Annotated in this window: 15 protein-coding genes; 14 read left to right on the plus strand and 1 reads right to left on the minus strand. The window is 54.2% G+C overall.

The features are described 5' to 3' along the window. Window positions 1-423: 423 nt before the first annotated feature. From NM686_RS06645 to hisI, 12 genes are all read left to right on the plus strand, one after another. A complete protein-coding gene (locus NM686_RS06645) occupies window positions 424-915 on the plus strand; it encodes a transcriptional repressor (RefSeq protein ID WP_255187097.1) in 492 nt (163 codons plus the stop codon). A gap of 87 nt (window positions 916-1,002) precedes the next feature. Then, on the plus strand, window positions 1,003-3,129 hold the full coding sequence (locus NM686_RS06650) for a TonB-dependent receptor (protein WP_255187098.1): 2,127 nt from the start codon (window positions 1,003-1,005) through the stop codon (window positions 3,127-3,129). 72 nt (window positions 3,130-3,201) lie between these two features. Next, entirely contained in the window at window positions 3,202-4,422 is a 1,221-nt protein-coding gene (zigA, locus tag NM686_RS06655; protein WP_255187099.1) for a zinc metallochaperone GTPase ZigA, read from the plus strand. After that, window positions 4,415-4,660, plus strand: coding sequence for a hypothetical protein (locus tag NM686_RS06660; RefSeq protein WP_255187100.1), 246 nt, complete (start codon window positions 4,415-4,417; stop codon window positions 4,658-4,660). Before zigA ends, NM686_RS06660 begins: the two co-directional genes overlap by 8 nt. Then, window positions 4,657-5,442: a ZIP family metal transporter gene (locus NM686_RS06665; RefSeq protein ID WP_255187101.1), complete on the plus strand. Its 786-nt coding sequence runs from the start codon at window positions 4,657-4,659 to the stop codon at window positions 5,440-5,442. The genes NM686_RS06660 and NM686_RS06665 overlap by 4 nt, the downstream gene beginning before the upstream one ends. Window positions 5,443-5,453: 11 nt before the next feature. Beyond that, the gene (locus NM686_RS06670) at window positions 5,454-6,059 is read left to right on the plus strand and encodes a DUF1826 domain-containing protein (protein WP_255187102.1); all 606 of its coding nucleotides are present in this window, start codon (window positions 5,454-5,456) and stop codon (window positions 6,057-6,059) included. After that, window positions 6,059-6,169: a DUF1826 domain-containing protein gene (locus tag NM686_RS06675; protein ID WP_255187103.1), complete on the plus strand. Its 111-nt coding sequence runs from the start codon at window positions 6,059-6,061 to the stop codon at window positions 6,167-6,169. The genes NM686_RS06670 and NM686_RS06675 overlap by 1 nt, the downstream gene beginning before the upstream one ends. Before the next feature lie 58 nt (window positions 6,170-6,227). Further along, window positions 6,228-7,904, plus strand: coding sequence for a formylmethanofuran dehydrogenase subunit A (locus NM686_RS06680; RefSeq protein ID WP_255187104.1), 1,677 nt, complete (start codon window positions 6,228-6,230; stop codon window positions 7,902-7,904). Window positions 7,905-8,028: 124 nt separating this feature from the next. After that, complete coding sequence (locus NM686_RS06685; RefSeq protein WP_255188578.1) at window positions 8,029-8,454, plus strand: His/Gly/Thr/Pro-type tRNA ligase C-terminal domain-containing protein; 426 nt, start codon at window positions 8,029-8,031, stop codon at window positions 8,452-8,454. After that, the gene (locus NM686_RS06690; RefSeq protein WP_255187105.1) at window positions 8,451-8,630 is read left to right on the plus strand and encodes a 6-carboxytetrahydropterin synthase; all 180 of its coding nucleotides are present in this window, start codon (window positions 8,451-8,453) and stop codon (window positions 8,628-8,630) included. The genes NM686_RS06685 and NM686_RS06690 overlap by 4 nt, the downstream gene beginning before the upstream one ends. Continuing rightward, window positions 8,627-9,412: a GTP cyclohydrolase FolE2 gene (gene folE2, locus NM686_RS06695; protein ID WP_255187106.1), complete on the plus strand. Its 786-nt coding sequence runs from the start codon at window positions 8,627-8,629 to the stop codon at window positions 9,410-9,412. The genes NM686_RS06690 and folE2 overlap by 4 nt, the downstream gene beginning before the upstream one ends. Continuing rightward, window positions 9,409-9,846: a phosphoribosyl-AMP cyclohydrolase gene (gene hisI / locus NM686_RS06700; protein ID WP_255187107.1), complete on the plus strand. Its 438-nt coding sequence runs from the start codon at window positions 9,409-9,411 to the stop codon at window positions 9,844-9,846. Before folE2 ends, hisI begins: the two co-directional genes overlap by 4 nt. Window positions 9,847-10,099: 253 nt before the next feature. Here the strand turns inward: hisI and NM686_RS06705 are convergent, their stop codons facing one another. Beyond that, on the minus strand, window positions 10,100-11,434 hold the full coding sequence (locus tag NM686_RS06705) for an IS1380 family transposase (protein ID WP_269022609.1): 1,335 nt from the start codon (window positions 11,432-11,434) through the stop codon (window positions 10,100-10,102). 110 nt (window positions 11,435-11,544) lie between these two features. On the opposite strand from NM686_RS06705, the gene NM686_RS06710 reads away from it, so the two are divergent. Further along, the gene (locus tag NM686_RS06710) at window positions 11,545-11,667 is read left to right on the plus strand and encodes a GTP-binding protein (RefSeq protein WP_255187108.1); all 123 of its coding nucleotides are present in this window, start codon (window positions 11,545-11,547) and stop codon (window positions 11,665-11,667) included. Between the two features lie 75 nt (window positions 11,668-11,742). Beyond that, on the plus strand, window positions 11,743-12,720 hold the full coding sequence (locus tag NM686_RS06715) for a CobW family GTP-binding protein (RefSeq protein ID WP_255187109.1): 978 nt from the start codon (window positions 11,743-11,745) through the stop codon (window positions 12,718-12,720). Window positions 12,721-12,968 lie beyond the last annotated feature (248 nt).

Raw genomic sequence — 12,968 nt, forward strand, 5'->3', positions numbered from 1 at the left:
AATTTTGAGTTTGGTTAAATTTGACAAACACCTGAAAAAATGGAGTCCGTCAACGGCCATTATGCGACATTCAGGCAAGAGAAAAACATTATTCACCAGTGGCTGGTTATGAGCAGTAACCAGACGGCGATTGAATATGAAAAATATTGGGTAACTACTCGCCCCTCAAAAAATCAAAAAAAGCTTGACAGGTTTTTTGAGGCTCAAAATCGAAATCATACTACTCCGATTTATTGTGCTGCGTATTGGCCTACCAAGAGGCCTAGAGCGGATTTCATGGAGTATGGCGGATTTTGCGTCAAAAATTCGCTTCTAATCAGATGGCGATTGCATATGAAAAATATTGGCACTATACGAAAGCGATGTTATAAAGTAACATTCAATATTTGAATGGCACACCCTGCAATGAGGTAACAAGCTGAAATGACCGAGTTGGAGCATACTTCGACGACACATGACCATAGTGGTTGCCGTGAAAAAGCGATTCAGACGGCAGAGCAATTGTGTAGTCAACGCGGCGTTCGATTTACACCGATACGTCGAGAAGTGCTGGAACTGATTTGGGAGAGCCATCGAGCTGTCAAGGCTTATGATCTGCTTGATCGGATCAAACCAAAGACCGGGACAGCCAAACCCACCACGGTCTACCGAGCATTGGATTTTTTATTGGAACAAGGATTGATCCACAAGGTGGAAAGTCTGAATGCCTTCATTGGTTGCAGTTTTTCGGATCATCGGCACGAGCAGTTATTGCTGACTTGCGTCCGATGCCATGAAGTCGAGGAAAGACCCGGTGAGCGAATGATGGAATCCATTGCCAAGGAACTTGAACAGGCGTCATTTACCATGCAGCGCAATGCGATTGAAATTCATGGTATTTGCCGCCGATGCGCTCAGGCCAAAGCGATTAGCTAATTGAGCGTAAACCTATATTGCTACCACTGTTTGTAATATAAAAATGTGACGATATAACGTTGTCTTTCAATTCGATTTGGAAATACGATGTACAAAAAACTCTTTTTTCTGGCCGCCTCAGGCTCCGTTGCAATAACTGTTCAAGCTGAAGAACAAGCCAATATTGAGCTCCAACCGGTGATCATTACGGCTCCTTTAGCAGTGAAACTCTCGGAAAGCGCCGCACCGGTAACGGTTTTGAGCGGCGACGAGTTGCGCATGAAAACCGGCCACAGCATCGGCGAGACACTTAAAAACGAACTGGGCATCAGCAGCCAGTCGTTCGGCCCCGGTGTCGGTACGCCGGTGATTCGTGGACAGGCCGGGCCTCGCGTACGGGTACTGAACAATGGCATCGGCGCCAACGACATGTCCGCGATCAGCCCGGATCATGCCACCAGCGTCGAGCCCCTATTGGCCGACCGTATCGAGGTGCTACGCGGCCCGGCGACGCTATTGTACGGAAGCGGCGCCATCGGTGGCGTGGTGAATGTCATCGATAGCCGCATTCCAGGCCAGATGCCCGATAAAGCCTTGGGCGGCGCGTTGGAACAGCGTTTCGACTCCACCAGTGACGAAACCAGCACTGCGCTGAGAATCGACGGCGGCCAAGGCAACCTGGCCTACCACCTGGACGGTTTTTACCGCCATCGCGACAATCTGGATATCGGCGGTCGGGCGATCGATGCCGCCAAAGTGGCCATTACCGATCCGTCGCTGGAAATCGTCGACAATCCCTATGGCTATCTGGAGAACACCGGTGCCGAAGCCATCAGCGGCTCGGCCGGTTTATCCTGGATAGACGATTTCGGCTTTGCCGGCGCGTCCATCAACAACATCAACAACAACTATGGCATTGCCCCGGATGGTACCGGCGAAGAAATCGTGCAAATCGCGATGCGGCAGAATAAATACGATTTCAAGAGCGAGCTGGATAATCCGTTTAAATTCGCCAAAGCCCTACGCACCCGACTGGGCTATACCGATTACCAGCACACCGAAATCGCCAACGGCGAAATGGGCGCTCTGTTTACCAATAAAACCTACGAAGGCCGCGTCGAGCTGGAACATCAAGACATCGGGCCGTTCCGTGGCGTGGTCGGTTTTCAGGCGCAATCCAGCGATTTTCATGGTCTGCATTACCACACGCACCATCACGCTGAGCATGAGGATGATCACGCGCACGAGGAAGAAGATCATGATGAACATGACGAACATGAAGGCCCATTGGTGGAAAACATCGTGCCACGCTCGGACGTGCAGAGTTACGGCGTGTTTGCCGTGGAATCTTTTGACGCCGGCCCTGTGACCTACCAATTCGGCACCCGCGTCGAACAGACCGACATCCGCCCGGACGGCATGCAAAGCTTCAGCTATACGCCGGTTAGCGCCTCGGTGTCGGCCTTATGGAAACTCGACGGCAGCAACAGTTTGAATGTGGCCGTGACCCGCTCGTCGCGCGCACCGCAGGTACAGGAATTGCTGTCCGACGGTTTTCACCACGCCACCCGCAGCTGGGAACGCGGTGACACCTCGTTAAAGGAAGAAACCTCTTACAACCTCGATTTGGGTTACCGCTTCAGAAGCGACTGGATGCGCGCCGAGCTGGACCTATTCCACAATTGGGCCAGCGACTATATCTACCAGCGCCGCACCGGCGAATTCCTCGATGAAGAAGGTCACAGCGAACACTGCGACGACAGTTACTGCGTGCCTGTGCTGCAAAGCAGCCAGGCCAACGCCATTTTCAAAGGCTACGAAGCCAAGCTGATTTTCCCGGTCATGGAAAATCGCCACGGCCTGTTGGAATTAACGCTATTCAGCGACTACACAAGGGGCGAATTCAAGTCCGGCGGCGATGTGCCACGCATGCCGCCGCTGCGTTACGGCCTGCAACTGGATTACACCAAAGAGCAATTATCCAGTTATTTGCGCTTTACCCGTGCCGACGACCAGACCTATGTTGGCGACTTCGAAACCTCGACGGCCGGCTATTTCCTGTTGAATGCCGGTGTCAATTATCAGCTCAAGGCTTATCAGGACGCCAAACTGATGGTGTTTGCCAAAGGCAACAACCTATTGGATCAAAACATCCGCAACGCGGTGTCTTATCAGCGCAACTTCGCGCCGGAACCCGGCCGCGGCGCGGAAGTCGGCTTTAGATTGAGTTATTAACCGCCCCTCAACCTTGGCGCGCAGTTAGCGCGCCTTTTTTTAGATACTTGATTGCTACAATATAACATCTCTATGAGCGATTTAAATTCGGCGAAGACTAACAAACTACCTGTCACTGTGCTATCCGGTTTCCTAGGCGCCGGCAAAACGACTCTGCTCAACCACATCCTGAACAACCGCCAAAACCGACGGGTGGCGGTGATCGTTAACGATATGAGCGAAGTCAACATCGATGCCGCATTGGTCAAAAACGAAGTACAACTGAATCGCGGCCAGGAAAAACTGGTCGAAATGAGTAACGGCTGTATTTGCTGCACCCTACGGGAAGACTTGCTGACTGAGGTAGGCAACCTGGCCAAGGAAGGCCGTTTCGATTATCTGGTGATAGAGTCCACCGGCATCGCCGAACCCTTGCCGATTGCCGAAACCTTTACATTCCGCGACGAAAACGGCGTCAGCCTGTCCGATGTGGCAAGGCTGGATACCCTGGTCACCGTGGTCGACGCAGTCAACTTCATGCGCAACTACCAGGAGGCCTTGAGCCTGAAGGAAGCGGTAGAAGCGCTGGGCGAAGACGACCAACGCAATGTTGCCGACTTGCTGGTCGATCAAATCGAATTCGCCAACGTCATCCTGATTTCCAAGATAGACCTGATTGCTAGCGACGAAATCGCCAATCTGAAAGCCATCCTGCACAGCCTGAATCCCGATGCCGAGATCGTGCCGATGCTGATGGGCCAAGTCAATTTGGCCAAAGTGCTGGATACCGGTCTATTCGATTTCGAAAAAGCCGAACAAGCGCCGGGTTGGCTGAAGGAGCTCCGCGGTGAGCACATTCCAGAGACCGAGGAATACGGCATCAGCAGCTTTGTTTACAGTGCCCGCCGGCCGTTTCATCCACAACGATTTTATCAACACCTGCACGAAGGGGAATGGGACAACGGTACCCTGCTGCGTTCCAAAGGCTTTTTCTGGCTGGCCTCCCGCCCGGAACACGCGGGTAGCTGGTCGCAGGCCGGCGGCGTCATGCATCACGGTTTGGCCGGGCGCTGGTGGGCCTCGGTCCCCAAGGAACAATGGCCCGTGGAATATCTGGACGACATCGAATCACAATGGAAGGAACCTTTCGGCGACCGCCGCCAGGAACTGGTATTCATCGGTCAAAACGTCGATGCCAAAAAAGTGTGCATGGAACTCGACGCCTGCCTGCTAACCGAAGCCGAATTGGCGGCCGGCCCGGACACCTGGCTCAACTACCGGGATGATTTTCCACAGTGGTTTGCCGATGGCTAGCATCGACACCTACTTACACATCATCGGCATCGAGTTGCTGGCGATTCTGTCCATTGTCCTGCGACTGTTAGACGACAAGGCCTACAAACGCGCCTTGTCCACGGTATTTTTGGTGGTACTGGGCTTCATGTTGGCTCACTTCGCCACGCACTTAGTGCCCGGCAAAATCGCCGCGTTCATCTACAGTTCGCACCACCAATACCGTTCCATAAAAACCTCTGGCCTGGATCGAACATGACGATTGCCTTAACGACCGTAGTCGGCACTATTGCCGGCTGTCTTGCCGTCAGTTTGTGCTCGCTGTCGAGTGCGATTGCGCTCTGGCTAAAACCCGAGACTTTAAAATGGCTGGTACCCAATCTGGTCGCCCTGGCTGTCGGGGTGCTGCTGGGCGATGCCTTCATTCATTTGATTCCCGATGCCATCCAGCGCCATGGCGCTGTCAGTGATGTATGCCTGACGGTGTTGATCGGCCTATTTGGTTTTTTCGTGCTGGAAAAAGGCGTGCACTGGCGGCACGACCACAATGTCGACACCCGCCCAACAGCCGATCACATTTTGCCTTTGGCAAAAATGAATCTGATTGGCGATGCCATGCACAACTTCGTCGACGGCATTCTGATTGCCGGCAGCTTTCTGGCCGATCCGGTCTTGGGGCTTACCACCACACTGGCCATCATTGCGCACGAGATTCCACAAGAGCTCGGCGACGTTGGTGCGCTGTTGCGTGGTGGATTTACATCCCGCCAAGCCGTGCTCTACAACTTTTACTGTTCATTGACGGTATTGCCGGGGGCGATTTTTACCTTGCTGCTCAGTCAGGTCGCCGAATCTTCATTGATTGTGCTGCTGCCGATTGCCGCCGGCGGCTTCATCTACATTGCCGCCTCCGACCTGATCCCCGTATTGCACGAACGTTCCAGCCTGGCCCATCTCGGCAGCCAAAGCGCGGCTTTTGCCTCAGGCATAGGCTTCATGCAATGCATCGTTTTTTTTGAACAAGCCTTACTGGCTGCCTAAGGAGTTTAGTTATGTTCACTCATGTTCCATTTCGTCAACCAGACAGTGCATCGTCCATCATTGCCGATGAATTTCGACCGCTATTCAAGCCATCGGCTACCAAGACGGTCATCTCCAATAACTTCGCCGATTTGTCGCGCATCTATGAAGACGGCGTCAATTTGTGCCTGATCAAACGGCCGTTACCCGCCATCATCGAGCAGTTCGTCTACAAGGCATTACACGATGCCGGCAGTATTGAGATTAGCCAGCCAGTCGATCCTTTGCATTTCGACTTCAATAGGCTCTGGCCAAACGCGGCGCCATTACCCGGCTATCAAGACTGGCTGGCGGATATCGAGATGCTGGTTTCGGCTTTCTGCGAACTGTTCGGTCGCCGCGAAGCCGGTTTGCGCCTCAGGACATTGGATAAAGCCATGTGCCCTCGATTTCATGTCGACCGGGTGCCGGTACGGATGATCTGCAGTTACGGCGGCATCGGTACCGAATGGCTGCCGGAATATGCCCTCAATCGCCGCAAACTAGGCATGAGCAACTGTGGCCAATCCGATGCCGAATCCGGTCTGATCACGGATCAGACCGGATTCGGCAAATGCCGGCTTACGCGGTGGGCCTGATGAAAGGCGAAAACTGGGAAGGCAATGAAGGCTACGGGTTGGTGCACCGCTCACCGATACCGACTGCGGTACAACCGCGCAGGTTGTTGTTGACCCTGGATATGTTGTAACGCCCCGGATTGCATTGTGCTGCATCCGGATTACGTTCATCAACCATCAAACCACCCCATGCTCATCAAACTGCAAAATGGCGCGATTTACGACCCTGCGCAAAACCTACACGGCGCAATCCGTGACCTGTTCGTACGGGACGGCGCCATTGTCGCCGACCCTGGCCCGGACGCACGTTTCGATGCCGTGTTCGACTTGACCGGCAAAGTGGTGATGGCCGGCGCAGTGGACATCCACAGTCACATCGCCGGCGGCAACGTCAACACCGCTCGTCTATTGTTGCCGGAGCAACACCGCAACCACATGGCGCGGCGGTTCAATCACCCCTTTTCCAGCGCCAAATGGTCCAGTACCGACACCGGCTACCGCTACGCCCGGATGGGTTACACCACCGTGGTCGAGCCCGCCATGCTGCCGGTCAACGCGCTGGACGTGCATCTGCAAATGGCCGACATCCCGATCATCGACACCGCCGCGCTGGCGATTCTGGGCAACGACGACTTGCTTCTCCGGCTGATGCGGGCCAAGGCCAGCCAAAACCAAATCAACGATTACGTGGCCTGGACCCTAAACGCCACGCGTGCTCTGGGTTTGAAAGTCATCAACGCCGGCGGTGCCAATGCTTTTAAGTCGAATGCCCGCCAATTCGGCCTCGACGATATCGTGCCGGATTACGGCGTCAGCTCACGGCAGATTTTGCAAACCCTGCAAACCGCCGTTTGTCAGCTCGGCGTGCCCCATCCGGTGCACGTACATTGCAACAATCTCGGGATTCCGGGCAATGTCGACACCATCGTCGCAACGATGGAAGCCGCGCAAGGCCTGCCGATGCACCTGGCCCATGTGCAGTTTTACGCCTATGGCAGCGAAGGCGCCAAAGGCTTTTCCTCGGCGGCGGCCAAGCTGCTGGAAGCCTTCAACCGCCATCCCAACATCACCATGGACGTCGGCCAAGTGCTGTTCGGCCAGACCGTCACCATCTCCGGCGACGTCATCGCCCAATACAGCCGCCACAGCGATGCCAGCCCCGCTAAATACGTGATGTGGGACGCCGAAACCGAAGGCTCGGGCGGCGTGGTGCCGTACCGTTACCGCGAGGCTAGCTTCGTCAACACTCTGCAATGGGCAATTGGTTTGGAACTGTTTTTGCTGGCCGACGCACCGGAACGACTGTTTTTCACCACCGATCACCCCAATGGCGCACCGTTCACGGCCTACCCGGAACTGTTGCGGCTGCTGATGGACGCCGACTACCGGCAGGAATACATGACGCAGCTAAATCAGGAAGCCCTAGCCCTAACGCTGTTGCCGGGCCTGAAGCGCGAATTGACTTTAGATGAAATTGCCACGATGACGCGTTCCTCTGCCGCCAAACTGCTGGGTCTCAACGACCGTGGCCATCTTGCCCCCGGCTCGGTGGCCGACATCGCCGTTTACGATCCCCACAAGCGATCCAGCCAAACCGTTGGACCTCGTCCCGATTACCGGGCCATGTTCGCCGATGCGGCACTGCTGTTCAAAAACGGCCGGCTGGTGGTGCAGAACGGCGTCGTGATCGACAGACCTGCCGGCTTGGCGCAAGCCGTCACCCCGGTTTACGACGCCGGCATCACCCGCACCATCAAACAGTATTTCGACCGTTTTTACAGTTTGAATCTCAGCCAGTACGGGGTCAACGACGCCGATTTTGACAACTCCAAACAGCCGCGTTTTCGTAACATCGCAGCGCTTTGATTTTCGCTATGCAAGATGCGGTGGGGCACGATTGGCAATGTAGCACCTTGCAGATCGATTTGAATCTGCCGGGCCGCTTGGGAGCCAACTCATCGACGCCGACGGCAACAAGCAATCCCCGGTGATGCTGCATCGGGCCTTGTTCGGTTCGCTGGAGCGCCTTACCGGCATTTTGCTGGAGCATTACGCCGGTTGGCTGCCGTTCTGGCTGGCACCGATGCAAGTTGTGGTTGGGCCCATCAGCGCACAAACCGAAGCCTATGCGCTGGAGGTTGCCGGGCAATTAAACGGTGCCGGTTTGCATGTGGAAACCGACTTACGCAATGAAAAAATCGGCTACAAGATCCGTGAACACAGTGTGGCCAAAGTGCCGCTGCCGATCGTGGTCGGCCAGCGGGAAATGCAAGACGGTCAAGTTACCCTGCGCTGGCTGCACGGCGGACATCAACAAACCTTGCCGCTGGCGCAAGCCTTGGCCGAACTAGCCCAGCAAAACCAATACCCTTCCAACCTATCCGGTAAACAACCAGGACGACTTGAAAACCCATGACTCTCTCTACACAAACGCAGCCAACCTGCGGCCTCTATAGCCTGAAAGTTCACCCCCAGTTTTGCTCGGCGCATACCTTGCGCGATTATCCCGGCGATTGCCGCCGCCTGCATGGGCATAACTGGAAAGTCGAAACCGACAATGCCAGCGTCCGCTACAGCGAGGTCGCCGCATGAACGCCTGTGCTATCGAAGACATCCAGGGCCGCGCCGACAGCCGTCGAATCGCCATCGACAAGGTCGGCATCAAGGACATCCTGCATCCGGTACGGGTTAAGGACAAGAGCTGCAGCGAACAACATACCGTGGCCCGCTTTGACATGTACGTAAATCTGCCGCACGACTTCAAGGGCACCCACATGTCGCGCTTCGTGGAAATATTGAATGGCCATGACCGGGAGATCAGCATTGCCTCGTTCCCGGTCATGTTGCAGGAAATGCTGCAGCGATTGGAAGCCGAATCCGGCTATATCGACATGCGCTTTCCGTATTTCATCGAAAAGGCCGCGCCGGTCAGCGGCGTGCGCAGTCTGCTGGATTATCAAGTTAGCTTCATCGGCGAAATCGACGCCCAGGGCTGTCGCACCAAGGTCAAAGTGATGGTACCGGTGACCAGCTTGTGCCCATGCTCCAAGGAAATCTCGGAGCGCGGCGCTCACAACCAGCGCTCGCATGTCACCATCACGGCGGCGACCCGAGAATTCATCTGGTTGGAAGATTTGATTGCGCTGGTCGAGGCCGAAGCCTCGTCGCCAATCTATGGCTTGCTGAAGCGACCGGACGAAAAATATGTCACCGAACAGGCTTACGACCATCCGAAATTCGTCGAGGACATGGTGCGCGACGTTGCCGCTCGTTTGGACGCAGAGCCGCGCATCGGAGCCTACACGGTGGAATCAGAGAATTTCGAGTCGATTCATAACCATTCGGCTTATGCGCTGATCGAGCGGGTGAAATGAACCTGTTTAAGCGCGCGGAAATCCTGGCCGTTGGCGACAGTCTGCCGTGGGACGCCGTATTAGCCGAACTACCCTTTAACGCCGACGGCCTATTGCCGGCCATTGCGCAGCAATACGATAGCGGTGAGGTATTGATGCTGGCTTGGATGAACCGCGAGGCTATCCTGGAAACACTGAGTACCGGTCGGGTTTGTTACTGGTCGCGCTCGCGGCAGAGGCTATGGCGCAAGGGCGAAACCTCGGGCCACCATCAAACGCTTAAAGAACTGCGCCTCGATTGCGATGGCGATACGCTGCTGCTAATGGTCCATCAACAGGGGCCAGCCTGTCATACCCTGCGTTCCAGTTGTTTTTATCACGCCGTGTGCGTCGAGCGAGTCGTGGTGATTAGCGAGCCACAGCCGAATAGTGAATCGCTGTTGAGTCAACCCTAACTTCTATTGCTTCTGGAGATTCAAGCCTGAATCCGTGACTCCACATATTGCCAGACCTTTTATTCGTCATACTCTTCCAAAATTCGCTGAATTTAAAAGTGTGGTCCGGGCAATCGAGTTTAACGGCTAGAAATGCAGCGTATTATCTGGAATATTTTCCCTACATGATTCAATTTGATGGACTTTAGGCGCAGGATTCCCAGGCCACTGTGAATTTGCGGCGTTGTGCTATCGATGGCAGAGCGATCAGTCGCTAGCCGGCGGCGAGTTTGGCGTAGGTGGATTCAAAAGCGATGAAACCGGGACAGCTCTGTGAAAAGCGCAGCTTCAGCCGGTGCCCGCTACGGATGAGTCGCGCGGCCAGATACATCAGTTCCTGGATCACGGTTTTGATACGCCGCCGCTTGGCAGGATGCCTGATCGGGCTTTGTTCGCCCAGCAAGCCGATCAGGCCTATCCAGCGCAGGATGTTGTAGCTATAGGCGCTGAGGCTCATGATCAGGTCGTTGGTGGCAAACTTGCCGGATGGCAGGCGCTCGATATCCAGATCGGTCTTGAATTCGCTGTGGAATTGTTCAGCGGTGGCATGGTCGCGATAGAGGGCAATAACCATGGCATCGTCGTAATCGGCCACCGGCAGACTGGTCCACCAGCCTTCGATTTCGATATCCGGTAGCACGAGGGCTTGGCCTTGAGCCGTGATGGTGCGCTCGGTGATTTGCATGACCCGGCGACAGGTATAGGTTTTACCGTTGCGAGTGTGTTGCTCCATGACACTGAACAAGGCCACGCGTTTGCCTTCGCGCGGTGTGGTCCACTGGCCGTGTTGTTCGGCGTAGGCCAGCCAGGCGTCGGCATCTTGTTTACGCGGGTTCCATTTGATGATGAAATCGACCTGATCGGCTTCGTGTAAGTCGATGCGATTGTCGAGCGCGTCGTGACCGCCATCCAGCCGGACCAACAAAGGCAAAGTCGTCAAACGTTTCGCGGCGGCGAGTCCGCGCTCCAGCGCATAGCGGAATTCGTATTGGCAATGCTGCTTGCCTTCGCGCAGTTCATTACCAATACACCAGCCCTCTTTACCCAGATAGAGGGCAATCGGGGCGTAGCCGTCAAAACCTTTGTAGGTTCGGGAGACGCCTTCTTTGCAGGTTTTTTCGTTGTTCATGGGGTAAACATCGATATCCAACGCGACATGGCCTGTGGCTAACGGCGTTACCGGCACCTGGGCGTGAGCCAGAAAATCGAGGTTGCTTTGATAAATGATCGGTAATAAGGCGTCGGCGTGTTCATCCAGTCGCTGTCTGAGGCGGGCGCTGGAGGGTACTTGATGAATGGCGAGCGCGGCTTTGAAATAGTCGTCGTCGCGATGGTTTTCGATGGCTTCGAAGTCGCTTTTGCCCAGGCTAAGGGTGCCTATATAGCTTTTGATAATATCGGCGTGAGCAATACCGTGCCGTAGCGGAATACCTTTTTCCAGCGCCTGATTGAGCTGGCCATATTGATTCAAACATAAACCGACCAAGGCTAATCCAGAATGGCTGGTATAAAATTCAGTTTCAGATTGCTCCAGGATAAACCGCTTCATGAATCACTCGCCGGGTGAATGGAAGAATAGCGGTATTATCCCAGAATAAGCGTTTTAAATCATTGCGTTGCGGCCGTGGATGGCCTTTTAAGTCACGGATTCAGGTCAAGATGAACACAAGCCCAAAACCCAATTACCCGGTACCAGTTACCATTTTGACCGGCTTTCTCGGCGCTGGTAAGCAGCAGATACTAAAAGCGTTGCTGGCCTGCCATATCGATGCCGACGTTTAGATATGGGGCTGAAGTCTACAGGTTATACTTTACCAGCACCTTGGCGTGTTTCACGGCAACATTATTGAGCGCTTGATGATTGCAAACAAAATCCCGGTCATCGTTCTGACCGGCTTTCTGGGTAGCGGCAAGACCACGCTGTTAAACCGCTTGTTGACGGACGGCGTGAAAACGGCGGTGGTCATCAACGAGTTTGGCGCTACACCGATCGATCAGGATTTGCTGCTAAATCAGGACATTCCACTGACCGTACTGTCCGGCGGTTGCTTGTGTTGCCAGATCAAAGGCGCATTGGCACCCACCTTGAAGAACTTGTGGATGGCCTGGAATAATTCTGAAACCAAACCTTTTGAACGCGTCATTATCGAAACCAGCGGTGTCGCCAGTCCGGAACCCATATTGGACACACTACTGCGCGAGCCCTGGTTGTCCAAACGCTACCGGTTGCAACAAATCGTCGCCACCCTGGCGATTCCGTCAGCCCTTGCCCAACTGGAGCATCACGCCGAAGCTCGTGCACAAATGGCTTGGGCCGACCTGTTGTTATTGACTCACGCTGATCTGGCCGATGACAAGCAACACGCTGAACTGATTGACTACTTAAAGCTTCAGGCACCCGCTACGCCAACGCTGACGGCTATGCGTGATCTGTTTGATGCCTCCATGTTGCTATGCAAAACACCACCGTCTTTCCGGCGTATTACTACCGGCCGAGCCTTGCCGGAACATGGTTTTCGTAGCGTGTCGCTTTATCTGGAACACACGCCAAGTTGGCCGCAGTTACAAGCTACTTTGCAAACCTTGTTGTCAAACCATGCCGATGACTTGATCCGAATCAAAGGGGTTGTTTATTTCCCTGAGTGTGCTGAGCCGTTAGCAGTACATGCCGTCGCCGGCCATTTATACTCACCAATTCAGTTGCCGAAGCGAATAAACCAGGATAGGCGTAGCCGCTTGGTACTGATCACGATTTCGAGTCCGGAACAATTGGCCAATGAATTATTTTGCCTCTTGGGGGGAGAACCCAGTCAAAATCCGATACGGCTGCATTGAGAACTCAATTGGCAATTAGGGGATTGGAGTTGGTCGTCTGTTGCCGTTTGGCTGACGTTAGGTAAATTTAAAATTTATTGGTGATAAAAAATCCCCCAACAGATAGCCTTAATTTTTGTTGTGTCACAATTCGACAACAGGATTCATTTAGAGATTCTGCGCTATGCGATTTCAAGATGTGAAGTGCTGATGGAGGTGGACTTGTAATGTACGAAACAAAGGCTTATGCAATTATTTTTATTGGCAAA

Source organism: Methylomonas rapida, from assembly GCF_024360925.2.
Lineage (GTDB): Bacteria > Pseudomonadota > Gammaproteobacteria > Methylococcales > Methylomonadaceae > Methylomonas > Methylomonas rapida.